The sequence below is a fragment of the Janthinobacterium sp. genome (assembly GCF_031995485.1).
Lineage (GTDB): Bacteria > Pseudomonadota > Gammaproteobacteria > Burkholderiales > Burkholderiaceae_D > Janthinobacterium.
The window spans coordinates 54,899-70,964 of record NZ_DAMAGB010000037.1; the positions used below are offsets into that span (position 1 = coordinate 54,899).

The 16,066-nt window shown below is 63.6% G+C and carries 14 protein-coding genes and 1 pseudogene; 4 read left to right on the forward strand and 11 right to left on the reverse strand.

Annotation, left to right across the window (positions count from 1 at the left end; genetic code table 11):
* Nucleotides 1-10: 10 nt before the first annotated feature.
* From RTQ46_RS19110 to RTQ46_RS19130, 5 genes are all read right to left on the reverse strand, one after another.
* Complete coding sequence (locus RTQ46_RS19110) at nucleotides 11-745, reverse strand: 2OG-Fe dioxygenase family protein (RefSeq protein WP_312439080.1); 735 nt, start codon at nucleotides 743-745, stop codon at nucleotides 11-13.
* A gap of 196 nt (nucleotides 746-941) precedes the next feature.
* Entirely contained in the window at nucleotides 942-1,430 is a 489-nt protein-coding gene (locus RTQ46_RS19115) for a DUF6702 family protein (protein WP_312439082.1), read from the reverse strand.
* Entirely contained in the window at nucleotides 1,427-3,805 is a 2,379-nt protein-coding gene (locus tag RTQ46_RS19120) for a M1 family metallopeptidase (protein ID WP_312439085.1), read from the reverse strand. The genes RTQ46_RS19115 and RTQ46_RS19120 overlap by 4 nt, the downstream gene beginning before the upstream one ends.
* A 165-nt stretch (nucleotides 3,806-3,970) precedes the next feature.
* Complete coding sequence (locus RTQ46_RS19125) at nucleotides 3,971-4,423, reverse strand: MarR family transcriptional regulator (RefSeq protein ID WP_312439086.1); 453 nt, start codon at nucleotides 4,421-4,423, stop codon at nucleotides 3,971-3,973.
* 55 nt (nucleotides 4,424-4,478) lie between these two features.
* Nucleotides 4,479-5,345 carry an oxidoreductase gene (locus tag RTQ46_RS19130; protein WP_312439088.1) on the reverse strand — a complete coding sequence of 289 codons (867 nt, stop codon included), beginning with the start codon at nucleotides 5,343-5,345 and terminating at the stop codon, nucleotides 4,479-4,481.
* Between the two features lie 117 nt (nucleotides 5,346-5,462).
* Between RTQ46_RS19130 and RTQ46_RS19135 the strand changes: the two genes are divergently transcribed.
* Nucleotides 5,463-6,383 (forward strand): LysR family transcriptional regulator, encoded by a 921-nt coding sequence (locus RTQ46_RS19135; protein WP_312439090.1) that lies wholly within the window; start codon nucleotides 5,463-5,465, stop codon nucleotides 6,381-6,383.
* Here the strand turns inward: RTQ46_RS19135 and RTQ46_RS19140 are convergent.
* Both RTQ46_RS19140 and RTQ46_RS19145 read right to left on the reverse strand, forming a co-directional pair.
* Complete coding sequence (locus tag RTQ46_RS19140; protein ID WP_312439092.1) at nucleotides 6,368-7,189, reverse strand: sugar phosphate isomerase/epimerase; 822 nt, start codon at nucleotides 7,187-7,189, stop codon at nucleotides 6,368-6,370. The two genes, RTQ46_RS19135 and RTQ46_RS19140, sit on opposite strands and share 16 nt — an antisense overlap.
* Entirely contained in the window at nucleotides 7,189-8,028 is an 840-nt protein-coding gene (locus RTQ46_RS19145) for a phytanoyl-CoA dioxygenase family protein (RefSeq protein WP_312439094.1), read from the reverse strand. Before RTQ46_RS19145 ends, RTQ46_RS19140 begins: the two co-directional genes overlap by 1 nt.
* 119 nt (nucleotides 8,029-8,147) lie before the next feature.
* On the opposite strand from RTQ46_RS19145, the gene RTQ46_RS19150 reads away from it, so the two are divergent.
* Nucleotides 8,148-9,113 carry a LysR family transcriptional regulator gene (locus tag RTQ46_RS19150; protein ID WP_312439095.1) on the forward strand — a complete coding sequence of 322 codons (966 nt, stop codon included), beginning with the start codon at nucleotides 8,148-8,150 and terminating at the stop codon, nucleotides 9,111-9,113.
* Here RTQ46_RS19150 and RTQ46_RS19155 read toward each other — a convergent pair.
* A complete protein-coding gene (locus tag RTQ46_RS19155; RefSeq protein ID WP_312439097.1) occupies nucleotides 9,110-10,726 on the reverse strand; it encodes a methyl-accepting chemotaxis protein in 1,617 nt (538 codons plus the stop codon). The two genes, RTQ46_RS19150 and RTQ46_RS19155, sit on opposite strands and share 4 nt — an antisense overlap.
* A gap of 323 nt (nucleotides 10,727-11,049) precedes the next feature.
* Nucleotides 11,050-12,102, reverse strand: a complete 1,053-nt coding sequence (locus tag RTQ46_RS19160; protein ID WP_312439098.1) for a hypothetical protein — start codon at nucleotides 12,100-12,102, stop codon at nucleotides 11,050-11,052.
* 247 nt (nucleotides 12,103-12,349) lie between these two features.
* Here RTQ46_RS19160 and RTQ46_RS19165 point away from each other — a divergent pair, with 247 nt between their 5' ends.
* The gene (locus tag RTQ46_RS19165; RefSeq protein WP_409518354.1) at nucleotides 12,350-12,769 is read left to right on the forward strand and encodes a hypothetical protein; all 420 of its coding nucleotides are present in this window, start codon (nucleotides 12,350-12,352) and stop codon (nucleotides 12,767-12,769) included.
* Nucleotides 12,770-12,950: 181 nt separating this feature from the next.
* Here RTQ46_RS19165 and RTQ46_RS19170 read toward each other — a convergent pair whose 3' ends face one another.
* Together RTQ46_RS19170 and RTQ46_RS19175 are read right to left on the reverse strand one after the other, a co-directional pair.
* A complete protein-coding gene (locus RTQ46_RS19170; protein ID WP_312439101.1) occupies nucleotides 12,951-14,450 on the reverse strand; it encodes a choice-of-anchor X domain-containing protein in 1,500 nt (499 codons plus the stop codon).
* Nucleotides 14,447-15,319 (reverse strand): hypothetical protein, encoded by an 873-nt coding sequence (locus RTQ46_RS19175; protein ID WP_312439103.1) that lies wholly within the window; start codon nucleotides 15,317-15,319, stop codon nucleotides 14,447-14,449. The genes RTQ46_RS19170 and RTQ46_RS19175 overlap by 4 nt, the downstream gene beginning before the upstream one ends.
* Nucleotides 15,320-15,532: 213 nt before the next feature.
* Between RTQ46_RS19175 and RTQ46_RS19180 the strand changes: the two are divergent.
* Nucleotides 15,533-16,066: pseudogene (locus tag RTQ46_RS19180) on the forward strand (hypothetical protein); the annotation flags it as partial.

Here is a 16,066-nt window from a genome sequence, read left to right on the forward strand (position 1 = left end):
TGACAGTCTGTTAGTTTTCGCCCTGGAAGCAGGCGGCGCGGTAGGTCAGCACCAGCGTGTCGCGGTGGCCCGCCGCACCCACCGGCTGGATCGGCGTCGACTCGTGGATCACGGCAGCGTCGTCGAGCAGCAGCAGCGACCACGGCTCGGTCAGGGTGAAGCGCTTGCCGTTCGGGCCATCGGCCTCGAAGATGCGCGTCTCGCCGCCCTTGATGGACTCGCGGCCTATCAGCAGCACGGCGACGAAATCGACGCCGTCGCGGTGCGCGCCTTCCGGCGTGGGGCGGCCGATGCCGTCGGTGGTGTCGATGCGGAACTGGTGCGCTTCGATAAACCACGGCTGCGCACCTTTCACCTGCGAGCAGGCATTGCCCAGCGCGACAATCAGCTGGTGCCAGGCCGCCTGCGCCACAATCGCCGGCTCGACGGGCTCGAACAGGCGGTACATGCCGCCGTGCAGGGCGTTGTATTCGACCGGCTGCCAGTGCGCGCGGTGCGGCGTTTGCGCCAGCTCGCCGCCGTCCTGCACGAAGCAGGAGTGGCGCCGGCGGCGGTAACGCCCGCCATCCTTGAGGTAATTGTCGAGCGCGAGGTCGTTCCAGCTCGGTTCCAGCGCGCGCAGCGCGTCCAGCGTGCAGCCGGCCAGCGCCGCCACGTCCTGCGGGCGCAGCACGGCATAGCCGTCGTCGCGCAAGGCAGCGGTGAGTCGGGATGGGTCGTTGAAGATCGGTGCGGCAGTGCTCATGTCGGTGCCGGCCGCCAGGCGGCCGCTATCAGGTTGTCCAGGCAGGCATTTTAAGGCCTGCAGGTCAATCGTGTGACAGGATGCCGGGTTTTCTTGATATCGAGGTGTTGATGGAACGGCGTTTTTCACCCAAGGTCAGAAACTGGGGTCGGACCCTCAGGGTCCGACCCCGGCATTTTGACGTTGGGGTACACAATTATTTTACCGGCAATTCGACGTTTTTCTGGTCAAAGAACAGCGTCTGGATCTTCTCGCCATCCTGCACATTGAGGGTATTGCGCTGGCTGGGCAAAAAATCCGTCAGCAGCTGGTGGTGGATGCGCGCGCCGGGCGCCAGGCGCGTGCGTTCGATCTCCTGGAAGATCACCACATTGTCGGCATTGACCTTGATGCCGACCCACTCCAGGCGCAATCGCTTGCCGTTCGCGCCGACGATATAGAACTGCTTGTCGACATAGCGGCGCAGTGCCGCTTCGCTGTCTTTCTGGCCCAGGTCGAACTGGCGCTGGTAGACCTGGGTCAGCAGCGCCTCGACGTCGTGGCCGGTGTAGGTATGCACGATCTCGGTGCTGCCGCTGGCCGCGTTGTAGCTGATGTCGGCGATGCCCATATGGTAGTTATGGGCGTTCGCAGCCGTGCCGGCCAGGGCCAGCATGGCCATCGCGCAGAGGCGCCGCAGGATCACGATTCGCTGTCCTTGCCGCCAGGTGCGCCCTTGGCTTTCAACGGCGTATTGAAGTCGCGCATCAGGTTATCCTTGGGCGACTTCTCGCTCTTGAACAGTTCCAGGCGCGATGGCGTCACCTTGCGCGGCCAGGCGTTGTTGCTGGTGTCGATATCGGCCGTTTCCCAATACGGATCCTGCACCAGGCCCACCATCGGTTCGTCGGTAATGACGACCTTGGTGATCTTTTTCGGCGAGTAGCGCCACACTTCGGCCGGCACGCGCTCGATGTACTTCTTGCCGCTTTTCAGTTCGATCTCGAGGATCAAGGGCATCACCATGCCGCCCAGGTTGGACAAGTCGACCAGGTACAGATGCTTGCCCTGTTTCAGCAGGTCTTTTTCCCACGGCTCCAGGCTGGCCAGCGTTTCTGCATACGCGTTGCGGTCCTTGTTGGTGACCGTATAATCGTCGTGCTCGTTGTAGAAATCCTTCAGTTCCGGATGCGCGTCGACGCGGCGCGGCATGCCCTTGTTGGCGCGGTCGGTGACCGACTCCGGCTGGGCCGCCTTCTGCGCCTTTTTCCAGGCTTTTTCCGTTTCCGGATTTTTCGAGCTCACGCCATATTCGCTGATGCCGTCGATGCTGATGTCGACCGGGTCGGTGGTATAGAACCAGCCGCGCCAGAACCAGTCCAGGTCCGTGCCCGACGCGTCTTCCATGGTGCGGAAGAAGTCGGCCGGGGTCGGGCGCTTGAACTTCCAGCGCTGCGCATATTCCTTGAAGGCGTAGTCGAACAGCTCGCGGCCCAGGATGGTTTCGCGCAGGATGTTCAGGCCCGCCGCCGGCTTGGCATAGGCGTTGTTGCCGAACTGCAGCAGGGACTCCGAGTTGGTCATGATCGGCACCTGGTCGCGCGAACGCATGTAGTCGACGATCTCGCGCGGCTCGCCACGCGAAGCCGGATAATGCTCTTCCCACGCCTGCTGCGCCAGGTACTGCACGAAGGTGTTCAGCCCTTCGTCCATCCAGGTCCACTGGCGCTCGTCCGAGTTGATAATCATCGGGTAGTAGTTGTGGCCCACTTCGTGGATGATCACGCCGATCAGGCCATACTTGGTGCGCTTCGAGTAGGTCAGCTCGCCAGTTTTTTTATCCTTGACCGGGCGCGGACCGTTGAACGAGATCATCGGGTATTCCATGCCGCCCACCGGGCCGTTGACGGAGATCGCGGTCGGATACGGATAGTCGATGCTGTACTTGTTGTACTGCTCGATGGTATGCACGATGGCCTGCGTGCTGTATTTTTCCCACAGCGGATTGCCTTCCTTCGGATAGTAGGACATCGCCATCAGCTTGCTGCCGCCCTTGCTGTAGCCCTGTGCATCCCAGATGAACTTGCGGCTCGACGCCCAGGCGAAATCGCGCACATTGCTCGCCTTGAAATGCCAGGTCTTCTGCGCGCGGCTGACCGATTTTTCCGCCGCTTCGGCCTCTTTTTGCGTGACGATAATCACCGGCTTGTCGCTGGTGCGGGCTTTTTCCAGGCGCTCGCGCTGGGCGGCCGAGAGCACGTCCTGCGGATTTTGCAGTTCGCCCGTCGAGGCCACCACATGGTCGGCCGGCACCGTCAGCTGCACGTCGTAGTCGCCGAACTCCAGCGTGAACTCGCCCGAGCCGAGGAACTGCTTGTGCTGCCAGCCGGCCGCGTCGTAATAGGCGGCCATGCGCGGGAACCACTGGGCCACCTCGAACAGCGCGTTCTTGTCCTCTTCAAAATACTCAAAGCCGGCGCGCCCGCCCAGCACCTTCTGCTCGTTGATGCGGTAGTCCCAGTCGACCTGGAACACGAAGTCCTGGCCCGGTTTCAGCGGCTGCGGCAGGTCGATGCGCATCATGGTGCGGTTGATAACGTATTTCAAAGGCTGGCCATCGGCGCCTTTCAGTGCGCGGATATTGAAGCCGCCCTGGAAGTCGCCGCGCGCCAGCGTGCCGCGCAGGCCTTCGAATTTCATCGTCTCTTCGCCCGCCGTCCTGGCCCAGGCCTGGCGCGATGGCGCGGTGGCCATGCGGCGCGCGTCGGAGTCGGGCTTGTAGATGTTCTGGTCCAGTTGCACCCACAGGTAGCCGAGCGTGTCGGGCGACCGGTTATGGTAGGTGATGGTGCCGCTGCCGGCGATTTCGCGTTTCGCTTCGTCGAGCGTGGCGCGGATGGTGTAGTCGGCGCGCTGCTGCCAGTAGGCGTGGCCCGGCGCGCCGGAGGCGGTGCGGTAGGTGTTCGGGGTGGGCAGCAGTTCTTCGAGCTGGCGGAATTTGTCGTCGAATGGTTCGGCGGCAAAGGCGGAAACGGTAAAGCAGAGAGCCAACGAGGCCACGGAGCCGAAAGGTATGCGCATACTCACCCTGATATTGTTTTAAAGAAATAGTGGCGACTATTCTAAACGCAGGGAGGCGTGCTGCTTGTATCGTTTTGTAATAAAGATAGGCGCTTTCCGGGCCGGCTTTTGCCCGGCAATGTGGAAAGCCGGATACGCCGGATTTTGCTCGGCGTATCGCTGTTTTTACTCACTTTTCATCAGGCTGGCGCGCAATTGATCGAGCTGCTGTTTCATATCTACCACTTGCGCCACGCTGCACTGGCTGGCCGTCAGGATGGCTTCGGGCAGCAGCGCGGCCTGCTCGCGCAGTGCGCTGCCGGCCTCCGTCAGCGTGATGATCACCTGGCGCTCGTCGCTGGCGGCGCGCGCGCGGCTGAGCAGGCCAGCCTGTTCCATGCGCTTGAGCAGCGGCGTCAAGGTAGCCGAATCGAGAAACAGGCGCTCGCCCACTTCCGACACCGTCAAGCCGTCGCGTTCCCACAACACCATCATCACCAGATATTGCGAGTAGGTCAGGCCCAGCTTGCGCAAGAGCTTGCGGTACAGCTTGTTCATCGCCAGCGAGGTCGAGTACAGCGCAAAGCACAGCTGGCTGTCCAGGCGCGGCACCTGGTGCAGGGGGTTGTTGGTATCCATCCGCACAGTATATATAGCGCACTACTCAATTGCAAGCGACCTCTCCGTCCATGGCTTACATGGCGTTCAATGCCGCCAGCGCTGTTGCGTCCAGTGTCAGAGCGCCAGCGTCCACATTTTCGCGCAGATGCGCCACCGACGAGGTGCCCGGGATCACCAGCATGTTCGCTGCGCGCTGCAGCAGCCAGGCCAGCGCCACCTGCATGGTGGTGGCCCGGGCGCTTGCCGCCACCTGGCTCAGGGTATCGGACTGCAGCGGCGAAAATCCTCCCAGCGGGAAGAACGGCACATAGGCGATGCCCTGCGCGGCCAGCGCGTCGATCAGCGCGTCGTCCGCGCGGTGCGCCAGGTTGTAGTGGTTCTGCACGCAGACAATCGGCGTGATCCGCTGCGCCTCGGCTACCTGGCCGGCATCGACATTCGACACGCCGATATGGCGCACCAGGCCCTCTTGTTGCAGCTGCACCAGCGTGGCCAGCGACTCCGCAATCGACGAGCCATCGGGACCTTCCAGGCCCGGCGCGCGCAGGTTGACCACGTCCAGCACATCGAGGCCCAGGTTGCGCAGGTTGTCGTGCACCGCGTCGCGCAGCTGCTGCGGCGAGGCGGCCGGCAGCCAGGACTGGTCGGCGCCGCGCACGAAGCCGATCTTGGTGACGATGGTCAAACCGTCGCGGTACGGATGCAGCGCTTCGCGGATGATCTGGTTGGTGATGTGCGGGCCGTAGAAGTCCGAGGTGTCGATATGGTTGACGCCCAGTTCAATCGCTTCGCGCAGCACGGCGACAGCGGCGGCGCGATCCTTCGGCGGACCCCACACATGCGGCCCGGCCAGTTGCATGGCGCCGTAACCGACGCGGTTGAACACGAGATCGGAACCGGCGGGCGTGAACTGGTGCAGGGCAGGGGAATAGGTGGTCATGGAAGCTCCTGTGTGGTGGTGGATGACTGGAGCACCCATGGTAGTGGCAATTGCATTGCTTGATAATCGCAGTAATACTGCACGGGTTGTACACAATTTCGCACAATGAAAGTCCCCATGAATGCCGATACTGCTTCGATGGCCGACCTGGCCACTTTTGCCCTAGTGGCGCAGCACCGTGGCTTTCGCCAGGCGGGGCGCGCCAGCGGCCAGTCGGCGTCGGCCTTGAGCGAGGCGCTGCGCCGGCTGGAGCAGCAGCTGGGCATCCGCCTGCTCGAGCGCACCACGCGCAGCGTGACGCCGACGGCTGCCGGCGCGCTGCTGCTGGCGCGTTTGCGCCCGGCGCTCGATGAAGTGGCCAGCGCGCTCGATGTGCTGAACGACTTGCGCGACAGCCCGCGCGGCAGCTTGCGCCTGAACGTGCCGGTCAGCGCGGCGCGTTTTTTTCTGGAGCCGATGGTCGACCAGTTTTTGCGCGCCTATCCGCAGATCAGGGTGGAACTGGTGGTCGACAATAATTTTGTCGATGTCGTCGCCAGTGGTTGCGACGCCGGCATCCGCTATGGCGAGCGGCTGGAACAGGACATGATCGCGATCCCGATCGGCCCGCGCACGCAGCGCTTCGCGGTGGCGGGGTCGCCGTCCTACCTGGCGCGGCGCGGCGTGCCCACGCATCCGCGCGAACTGCTGCAGCATGCCTGCCTGCTGGGGAAATTCTTGAGCGGCGCGATTCCGCCGTGGGAGTTCGAGCGCGACGGCCAGAAGGTGAGCGTGGAGCCGGGCGGCCCGCTTATCGTCACGCCGACGGCCTTCGATTTTGCGGTCAGCATGGCCATCGCCGGCCATGGACTGGTGTATCTGTTCGAGGAGTGGCTGCAGCCGCATATCGATGCGGGCCAGCTGCAGCCGGTGCTGCAGGACTGGGCGATGCCGTTTCCCGGCCCGTTTTTATACTATGCGGGCCGGCGCCATCTGCCGGCGCCGCTGCGCGCATTCATCGACTTCGTGCAGGCGAACTTTGCTCAGGCGTCAGCATAGCGCGCGCGCAGCAGCTGCAGCATCGCCACGTTCTGTTCCCATGCATCGGCGACCGGCTGCTGCGTGTACGGCAGCGTTTGCAGATACGGTGCCGGGCCGAATTCGGGCGTGAATGTCAGCAGCTCGGCGCCGGCCGCGCGGCGCAAGCCCACCACCGTATCCCACCAGGCCAGGTGCGCGTCGAGCGCATCCTTGGCTTCCGGCGCGCGAAAATCGGCCACCTGCGGTCCCTGCGCATGGCCCACGCGCGCATGGACATGGCGCACATGGGGCAGGGTGCGCGCCAGCGTGTGCGGCTGGTCGGCCAGCAGCGACTCGCAGGAACAGCACCAGTGCGACAGGTCGGCCGTCAGCGCCAAGTCCGGGTACTGCTCCAGGTAAGGCATCAGCAGCATCGGGTGGCCGCTGAAACGGCTGCGGTGGATTTCATGCACGATGGGTACGCCGTGTTGTTCCGAGATGGCGGCGGCCAGAGCGATCAGCTCCGCGTTCTGCGCCTGCGTATAGTAATCCTTGCCGGTGTGGGTGTTGACCAGCACCGGGCGCGCCAGGCAGGCGTTCTCCAGCAGTTCTGCCAGCGCGGCGCGGTGCTGCGCAAAATCGCTGTGGAACACGGTTTCCCATTGCGCGGCGATCAGCGCCAGGCCGGCGTCGGCGATGCGGCCGGTCCATTCCTCACGCAGCGCTGCGTCCAGCGGCAGCGACATCTCGATGCCGTCGAAGCCGGCTGCCAGCACCTTGTCGATCAACACGGCCGCTGGCAGCTCGTTATTGCCCCACTGCGGCGCAAAAATCTGGATGCGCATTACTCGAAACCCCGCACCGGGAACGACGCGTCGCGCTGTATCCAGTTATGTTTGGCGTATTCGGTCTGGCCGTCGGTGGCGTGCAGGGTATAGGCATGGCGCGAGACGGGCGAGCGGTTCGGCGCGCTGTAGTGCGGCAGCAGGCCGTGGAAGCAGACCAGCGCGCCCGCTTTCACTTCCAGCGGCACGGCGGTGCTGTCGTCGGGCCATGGCATGGCGTCGAGTTTTTCCACGCGCACGGCGTCGCCTTCGCGGATAAAGCGCTCGCGCAGCGGGCCGCGATGGCCGCCCGGTTCGGCCCACAGGCAGCCGTTGTCGAGCGTGGCATCTTCCAGCGCGAACCAGAAAGTGGTCACGCTGATCGGCGTGGTTTCAAAATAGGTGGCGTCCTGGTGCCAGCGCACTTCGCCGCCGATGCCGGGCTGCTTGAAGATATACATCGATTGCCATACCTGCGCCTGCGCCAGGCCCAGGTCGCGCGCCACCTGCGCCAGTTTCGGGTCGGCGGAAAAGGATCGGAACACGGGGTCCAGGTCGTGCATGGCATGGCCGATCTTGTTGATCGACAGCGATTTGGCTTGCTTCAGCTGGCCGTCCGCGCCAAACGCTTCTTCTTCAAAGAAGCAGCGGATGGTGTTGTCGGAGGCGAGGAAATAATCGTTGCTGTTCTTGACCTGGTCGCGCGTGGTGAAGATGGACTGGCTCAGGCTCGGGTCGAATTCGTTGACAATCTGCTCGGCACGCGCACGCAGGGCGGCGATCTCGTCGAGGCTTTTGAAGTCAGGCAGCACCAGGTAGCCGTCGCGTTGATAGTGTTCTTTTTGGTCAGGTGTCAGCATGGCGGCGGCTCCGGAAATAAATGGAAATGAATGGAAGGCGCCATTGTAGGACGGGCTGGGATGGCAAACAATCGATCATCGGTTGACAGATTGTCGCCAAAACGCAGACAATCTTTGACATGGATCAATTGCAAGCGATGGAGATTTTTGTCGAGGTGGCGCGCCAGCGCAGTTTTACGCTGGCCGGCCAGCGCCTGGGCCTGTCGCGCGCCATGGTCAGCAAGACCATCATGCAGCTGGAAGTACGGCTGAACGCACGGCTGCTGCACCGCTCCACGCGCGAAGTGAGCCTGACCGATGCGGGCCGCGCGTACCTGGCGCCCTGCATGGCCACCGTCAGCCAGGCGCAGGAGGCGGCACGCTCGGTGGCGCAGATGGTGCAAACGGGCGCGCCGCTGGCCGGACCGCTGCGCATCCAGGCGCCATCGAGCTTTGGCAGCGCCTGGCTGGCCGACGCCGTGGCCCGTTTCAGCCTGCTGCATCCGCAACTGCGCGCCGAACTGTTTGTCGACGACGCGCTGCTCGACCCGATACGCCACGGTTTTGATTTGACCATCCGCGTGGGCGGCATTCCGGACAGCAGCGCGCTGGCCATGCGTCCGCTGGCGCCGTGCCGCGCGGTGCTGTGCGCCAGTCCCGCGTATCTGGCGCAACACGGCGTGCCGCAAACGCCGCAAGATCTTCTGAACCATCAGTGCCTGCATTTCAGCCATCTGACCGATGGCACCAACTGGCATTTTCAGAGAGGGCAGGGAGAAGATCTGGAAGAGGTGAGCGTGCGCGTGCAGGCCGGCTTTACGGCCAATAACGGCCTGGTGCTGCAGCAGGCCGCACAGCGCGGGCTGGGCATCGTCTACAGCACCACGTTCCTGGCCTGGCGGGCCTTGCTCGACGGCAGCCTGGTGCCGGTGCTCGCCGACTGGGCGCTGCCTCTCAATTATCTAAGTGCGCTGTATCCGGCCAGCCGCCAGCTGTCGCCCAAGGTGCGCGCGCTGATCGACTTCCTGGTGCTTGAGTACCAGCCGGCGCCCAGCTGGGACCGCGAGCTGGCGGCGGCCGGTATCTTGCAGTTTGACCAAACCTAGGCGATACGCAGGCGCTCGCGTTCGGCCTTCGGCGGCGCCAGGCGCGGCGTGCTGGTCGCCAGCGTGCCGGTCTTGAACACTTGCATCGCCTGCGCCAGCGCGCCGGCCTGCTGCTGCATGCTTTCAGCCGCCGCAGCCGATTGCTCGACCAGCGCCGCGTTCTGCTGCGTCATCTGGTCCATCTGCGTGATCGCCATATTGACCTGCTCGATGCCGGCGCTTTGCTCGGCGCTCGCGGCCGTGATCTCGGCCATGATATCGGCCACCTGGCGCACGCTGTTGACGACTTCTTCCATGGTCCTGCCCGCTTCATCGACCAGCGCGCCGCCCTGGTCGATCTGCGCCACCGAGTCGCCGATCAGCGTCTTGATTTCCTTGGCCGCGCCGGCCGAGCGCTGGGCCAGGTTGCGTACTTCCGTGGCGACCACGGCAAAACCGCGCCCCTGTTCGCCGGCGCGCGCCGCTTCCACCGCCGCGTTCAGCGCCAGGATATTGGTCTGGAAGGCGATGCCGTCGATCACGCCGATAATGTCGGCGATCTTGCGCGAGCTGTCCTTGATGCCATTCATGGTGGTGACCACCTGCTCGACCACGCTGCCGCCGCGTCCAGCCACGCTGCTGGCCGAGATCACCAGCTGATTGGCCTGGCGCGCATTGTCGGCATTCTGCCGCACGGTGGAGGTCAGCTCTTCCATCGAACTGGCCGTTTCTTCCAGCGAACTGGCCTGCGACTCGGTGCGGCTCGACAGGTCGGCATTGCCGGCCGCAATTTCCTGCGAGGCCGTGTTGATGGTGTCGCTCGAGCCGCGCACCTCGCTGACCATGCCGGACAGCTTGCCATTCATTTCGCCCAGCGCGCGCAGCAATTGCCCCGCTTCATCGCGCGCGCTGCTCGTCACGGTGGAGGTCAGGTCGCCATCGGCCACCTGGCGTGCCAGCTGCACTGCCTTGGCCAGCGGCGCCGTGATCGATTTGGCCAGCAGCGCGGCGCAGACAAACACGAACAGCACCATCAGCACTGTCAGTGCCAGCATCAGGTTGCGGCTGGTTTCATAAATCTGCTGGATCTCGGCCGCGCGCAGGTTGATGTCGTCGCGCTCGTATTGCAGCAACTGCTTGATCTTGTCGGCGTAGTTGCGGGCGATCGGCGCATATTTGTTGTCGACCAGGGTCGAGGCCTGTTCGATCTCACCCTGCTTCTTCAAGGCAAACACTTCGTCGCGCGATGCCAGGTATTGCTTGCGCAAGGCCATCAATTCAGTCCAGATCTGTTTCTCTTCCGGCGTATTGATGGCCGGTTCGATCAGCTTTTGCAGCGCCGACGAGCCGTTGGTCGATTCGACGACTTCGGCGGCAAAGAAGTCGGCCAGCGAATTGTCGCTGCTTTTGGCAATCGCCAGGCTGCGGCGGATGCCGGCATACACGTTGCGGTACCAGTCGCTGATATAGCGCTCGCTGGCCAATGGCTCGTCGAGCAGGTGGCGCGTCGATTCGGCCACTGCGCTCAGGCGCGCGATACCGATGCCGATTGCCAACAAGGAACACAGCAGCACGATGGCAAAACCCAGCAGCAAACGTTTGCCGATGTTCATGTTGTTGATAAAAGAGGGCATTCCAAAATTCTCCAGATGTCGTAGATAGCGTTTATGTCGGACGCAGCTGTCCTGCCGGCCCGTCGTGGGGGCCAGCAATTGAATGCCGGATGGGTGTCAATGCTGCGGAGCGCCGAATATATCGCAACTGGTTTCCACTGTATTCTTTTTATTTAATTAATATGTAATTTTGATATTAAAATGTTGCAAGAATGTTGAATATCCATGCAGAAGGCGACATTTCCGCGCTGTTTGCGTGGCAAAGCAGGCGGAAGGAGCAAGTGGCAAGGCGGGGAAACAGGTCGCTGCCAGGCGGTAACATCACCCGGCAGGGGAGGGACAGGTCAGACTTGCCAGGCACCGTCGGCGTAGACGCGCTCGCCGTCGAGGTAGACCGCTTCGGTGACGGCAAAGATATCGACGTGGTAGCGCGCATCCTTGCGCTTGAATTGCGGCTTGGCGTAGACGCCATGCTTGGCGCCCAGCGACAGGTGGATGCCGCACATGCGCTCATAGGTGCCGATATCGTTGACCAGCTGCTCGCGTGAAAAAGCGCGGTTCATGCCGAAGCCCAGTTCGCGTACCCACACGTCGCCTTCATGGGCGCGGATAATTTCCAGCATTTCCAGGAACTCGGGCGTGGCGTTTTCCGTGCCCGCCACGCGGCCTTTTTCGATAATCAGGGTAATTGGCGTATCGGGACGGTTGACCATGAATTTGGTATCGCCAAACACGAAGATGCGCACCCTTCCATTGACCGCTTCGAGGTCTTGCGCTTCGGTAAACACTTCGCCGAGCGGGAACTGGCCGCCGATATTGTTCATGCCGCTGTAGTCGCCGATATTGAGCTTGGCCGATTCGAATGGCGAGGCGAACACCAGCTGCTCGCCGCCGCTGTCGACCATGCCATGGCGGGCACGGTCGATGCGTGCCTTCAGTTCGTGGCCGACGCCGCGGTAGTAGGCCGGGTCGTAGGCCAGCGAAGCGATGTAGTGCAGGCCCTGCACGCCCGGCATGCGCGACAGATGCACGTGCTCGATCACTTTCAGGCCCCGCTTGAACAGTTCGATGCGAATGCGGAATGCTTCCAGGCGGAAACTGGTGGACTGGATCAGCACCACCAGACTGCCGGCCGGCATGTCGGCAAATGCGGCCAGCACGGTTTCGGGCGTAACGTCATCGAAATCGATGAAGGCCGCATCGGGCAAGGCCTGGCGATAGGCGTCGGCCAGCACCACATTGAGCCAGCTGCGCTTGTCGCAGACGACCAGCGCCGGTTCGTCGGGCCGGTGGCAGATGGCCATGGCCAGCAGGTCGGCCACGTTTTGCGCGGCCACTTCGGTGGCGGCGGCGCTGATGGCGTCAAGCCGGCTGGTGTCATTGTCTGGGAGCGTCATGGTGGCAAGCGTGCGGGTGGGGAGAACTGCGCATTATAAGGCGCTGGCTACCCGTGCCGCCATTCCCCATCGGGAGGAGGGCAGTGGTGTGCATGCAGTTCCTTGCCAGCCGGCTCCTGATTACCTTGTGCAGTGCTGGAGGGCAATGTATTATTTGTAAAACGCCCTGCCGCCTCCGGTGTCAGGGCGACATCAACAGAGTAATGTTAAGAGTGCTGCGATGAGCTTGATTGGACAAGATATCCCGATGGAACGGCCCGACACCGATGGCCGCGCGGCCCTGCTGGTGCCCGTCACGGGCGTCAAGGAAGATGTCTTGATGACGATACGCAAGGGAGCCGCCATTGTCGGCTTCGCCAACCACGACCGTACCGTCACCGTGTATTTCGAGAGCAACCGCTTCGACGACCCCGTGCTGGCCAAGTGGGAGCACAAGGCGCGCAAGGCCTACGACCGCCTGGTCGAGAATGCACCCACAGTCTCGAAAATGACCACCAGCCCCGCCAATTTCGAGCAGATCGGCTATATCAATGGCAAAGGCATCACCATCCGCCGCATGGACAGCCTGAAGCGCTGGCTCGAATACTCCGATGCGCTCGCGTCGTGCCCGGAGACGGAGATCGTGCCGAAAACGGTGATCGCAAAAGTGGATGTCGTGAAGGCTTGAAGCGATAGCCGTAGGTCGGATTAGCGGAACGCGTAATCCGACACCACCACCGGCCCAGGCCCGGGCCAACACTGTTGTCGGATTACGCGGCTGCGCCGCTAATCCGACCTGCGCCAGCGCCTCGATTGTCGCAGGGCGTAACCCGACACCACCGCCAGCCCAAGCCAACACAGTTATTGATTTACACCACCAGAATATTCGCCTGCGCCTTGAGCGGACACGGCAGACTGGGATCGAACGTCAGTTCGATGGCGCTGGCGACGAACATGCCGCCGATATGCTGCGCGGCGATTTCGGGCGGGGTGCCAGGCTTGGTCAGGTTGACGTCCTGGGCAAACATGAACACGCGCCAGTTGCCATAAACCTGCTGGCCATATTTCAGCAGCAGGCGGTAGGCCCGTTTCAGGTCCAGGCTGGCCGCATACACGCCATCGTTGGCACCGGGGTCGAAGCCCAGGCCATCGTCCACCAGCGGCTCGACAAAATACAGCCCCTGCGGCGCCTGGAACAGTACGAAGGCATACAGTTCATTGCCGCGGAAGACGGTGTCATTGTCGCGCCGGAAGCTGGCGCGCACCCATAGCGGCTCGAAAGCCTGCACCACGGCCGGGGTATCGGTCTCGACCGGCCCGGCTACATGGATATTGACCTGGGTCTCGCTGACCGCATGCTGGTAAGTGCCGCCCGTGGTAAAGCGCTCGTAGGTCCATTTGACATCGGCCGTATAGGGCCTGCCGGCGTTCGGCGCTTCCGGCAGCACCCATTGTGCCACCACCCTTTCGCCCAGCGTGAACTCGCCGGCGGCCGGCGGCGTGGCTTCCTGGCCGCGCCAGAATGGATCGGCCGCGTCGGAACAGGCGACAGCGATTGCGCCCGAGGCGATGGCCGACGCCACGCCCGCCACCGTAAATTCCGGCTCGCCCGAGCCGGCCCCTTCCAGCGAGCAGCAGTCGACGCTGGGATCGGTTTCCTCGAACTCGCCGCCCACGCTGAAGCTGGCCTGGCCCGCGCCTTGCGCCGCCGCGATAATCGCCACCAGCGCGGCGATAATGGCGATGATAATGGCGAGCACCTTCCACCACGGATCGGAAAATGGCAGTTCGCCATGCACGCCTGCGTAGGCCGGGTTCGGCGTCCACACCAGCGTCATGCCGGTTGGCACTACCGGCCCCAGGCCCGGCGGGCAGCGGCATTCCTTGCCGTCGCCGCTGCCGCCCCAGGTCTTGCCGGGTAGATGGCCTTGCGGTTTCGACAAGGTCAGCGTGCCTTCCTCGATCGCGCAGGTATAGGTATTGGTGGCGCTGTCGAAGCGGGTTTGCGACACGAAGATCTGCTGGATCGAGCGGCGCGGCGTGTGGCCGTCGGCCTTGGCGACAAAGCTGACCAGGCGCTTGCCGGGCGCCGCATGCTGGAAGTTGGCGTCCCACATCACCAGCATGGCAGCGCCGGCCGGGATGCTGGCAAAGAAAAAGGTGCGCGCCACCGGCACGATGCCGGGGTCGCCCACGCTTTCCAGGTAGACCGTTACGTTCGTCAGCGCCGTACCGGACATATTGGTGATGTGCGCCGCAATGCGCAGATGAAAGAGCGCATTGTCGAAGATGCCGTCGGGCATCATGATATTGGTGACGGGCTCGATTGCGAACGGCCGCGTCAGCACCTGCATGGGGGTGTCGCTCATGATGCGTACTCCTCGTTGCTTGCGTGTTCGCTACCTTTTTCGTCGGCACTGATCAGCACATACGTGACGCCGCCCACCACCTTGCCGTCCTCGGTTTCCAGCACGCGCAGCAGCGCATATTCTTGCTGCGGCAGTTCGTCTGCGCGTATGCTCAGGTAAACCGGCATGGCCTGGCCGCGCGGCACCGCCACTTCCAGCTTCTGCTCGCCCGGATGGTCGCTGTCGCAGTACGGCGTGCGCGCCAGGCCGGCTTCGACCCTGGCTTCCTTCGCGGGCTGCCACTTGTCCAGTCGCAGCGTGGCCAGCAGGCGTTCGGGCAATTCGCCGCCGTGCTCGAGTTGCAGCACGACCTGCCTGGCCTGGCGCGGCAGCGCCGCCACGCTGATGGCCAGCATTTGCGCGCGCCGCGCCGCCTGTACTACCGTCACGTTGCGCTGGGCGATCTGTTCGTGCTGCAAGGGCTGGAATGCATAGCCGCTCGGCAAGGGGTCGGGCAGCGGATTGATGTCGCCCGCACCCTGCGCCACGGCCAGCAGGCATTCGTGGCCGCCATTGACAATCACGGGGAACCACGGCACCAGGCACAGCACTTCCTGGGTGGCGCCGGGCGCCAGGTCGGCAAAGGCCGAGCCGACCTTGGTGGCAAAGCCGACCGCGATCTGCCCGGACGGATCGGCCCAGTAAAAATCGACCCGCACGCCGTTCGAGGCGCTATTGCCCGTATTGTGCACGCGCCCCCACAAATAGTTGCTGGTGCCGGCAATCGGGGCGCCAGGCGCGCCATTCGGATCGCTGCCGGGCACCACCCAGATATCGGCGCTGTCCCACCACCAGGGCTGGCCGTCTTCGATAATCAGGTGGGCTGGCATGGCATGCTCCTTGTAGGTGCCTGGCGTGGGCGGTAGTAGCAGCTTAGGAGCCTCGGTACGAAGCCGCTTGATGCGTGTCAAATGCCGCGAGAACACTGTCGCCGTGCGGTGTAGACGCAGCTGTAGGGTAATATTGCAAGGGAGCGCAGCCGGGATCTGGCGACAGCATTGGCCGCAGCGTTCGCCACGATGGATGTCAAAAAAGGTAGGAACGTGCTTGAACCAGTAAACGATCGTTGTATCAATCCCGCGTGCGGCAAGCAATTGCCGCTGCGCGTGGCGTATTGCCCGTTTTGCGGCACGGCGCAGCAGGCGCCGGCCGTGCCGGAGCCCGTCATGGCCGTGCCAGCGCCAGCATCCGCTGCCGCCATGCCGCCGCCGGTGCCATCGCAGTGGCGCCCGGTGCCGCCCGTTGTCACGCCTCCTGCGCCGGCGCCTGCCGCCGAAGCGGCACCGGCGCCGGAAAAACCGGTACTCGAAAAGCCGGCGCCCAAGAAACCTGCCGTGGCCCGCTCCGTGCCTCCGCCGCGTCCGCCCGTGCGGCTGCGCACGTGGCTGCTGGCGGCCGCTGCGCTGGTGGGGATCTGGTTTGTCAACAAGCCGGACGACAAGCCGGCCAGCGTGGCCGAACAGGTGCAGGCAGCCACCGTGCTGGCGCAGCAATGCGACCTGGACGGGGCGCGCAGCGCGCTGGCGCTGCTGAAAAGCGCCAAGGCGCCAGCGGCGCAGGTAAAACGCCTGCAGGCC

Bases quoted from the DNA above. Each gene is read 5' to 3' on its own strand.
- RTQ46_RS19165 (WP_409518354.1), top strand. From the start codon at position 12,350: ATGGAACGGCCCGACACCGATGGCCGCGCGGCCCTGCTGGTGCCCGTC.
- RTQ46_RS19135 (WP_312439090.1), top strand. From the start codon at position 5,463: ATGAATGCCGATACTGCTTCGATGGCCGACCTGGCCACTTTTGCCCTA.
- RTQ46_RS19130 (WP_312439088.1), bottom strand. From the start codon at position 5,345: ATGACCACCTATTCCCCTGCCCTGCACCAGTTCACGCCCGCCGGTTCC.
- RTQ46_RS19155 (WP_312439097.1), bottom strand. From the start codon at position 10,726: ATGCCCTCTTTTATCAACAACATGAACATCGGCAAACGTTTGCTGCTG.
- RTQ46_RS19145 (WP_312439094.1), bottom strand. From the start codon at position 8,028: ATGCTGACACCTGACCAAAAAGAACACTATCAACGCGACGGCTACCTG.
- RTQ46_RS19110 (WP_312439080.1), bottom strand. From the start codon at position 745: ATGAGCACTGCCGCACCGATCTTCAACGACCCATCCCGACTCACCGCT.
- RTQ46_RS19120 (WP_312439085.1), bottom strand. From the start codon at position 3,805: ATGCGCATACCTTTCGGCTCCGTGGCCTCGTTGGCTCTCTGCTTTACC.
- RTQ46_RS19160 (WP_312439098.1), bottom strand. From the start codon at position 12,102: ATGACGCTCCCAGACAATGACACCAGCCGGCTTGACGCCATCAGCGCC.
- RTQ46_RS19175 (WP_312439103.1), bottom strand. From the start codon at position 15,319: ATGCCAGCCCACCTGATTATCGAAGACGGCCAGCCCTGGTGGTGGGAC.
- RTQ46_RS19150 (WP_312439095.1), top strand. From the start codon at position 8,148: ATGGATCAATTGCAAGCGATGGAGATTTTTGTCGAGGTGGCGCGCCAG.
- RTQ46_RS19140 (WP_312439092.1), bottom strand. From the start codon at position 7,189: ATGCGCATCCAGATTTTTGCGCCGCAGTGGGGCAATAACGAGCTGCCA.
- RTQ46_RS19170 (WP_312439101.1), bottom strand. From the start codon at position 14,450: ATGAGCGACACCCCCATGCAGGTGCTGACGCGGCCGTTCGCAATCGAG.
- RTQ46_RS19125 (WP_312439086.1), bottom strand. From the start codon at position 4,423: ATGGATACCAACAACCCCCTGCACCAGGTGCCGCGCCTGGACAGCCAG.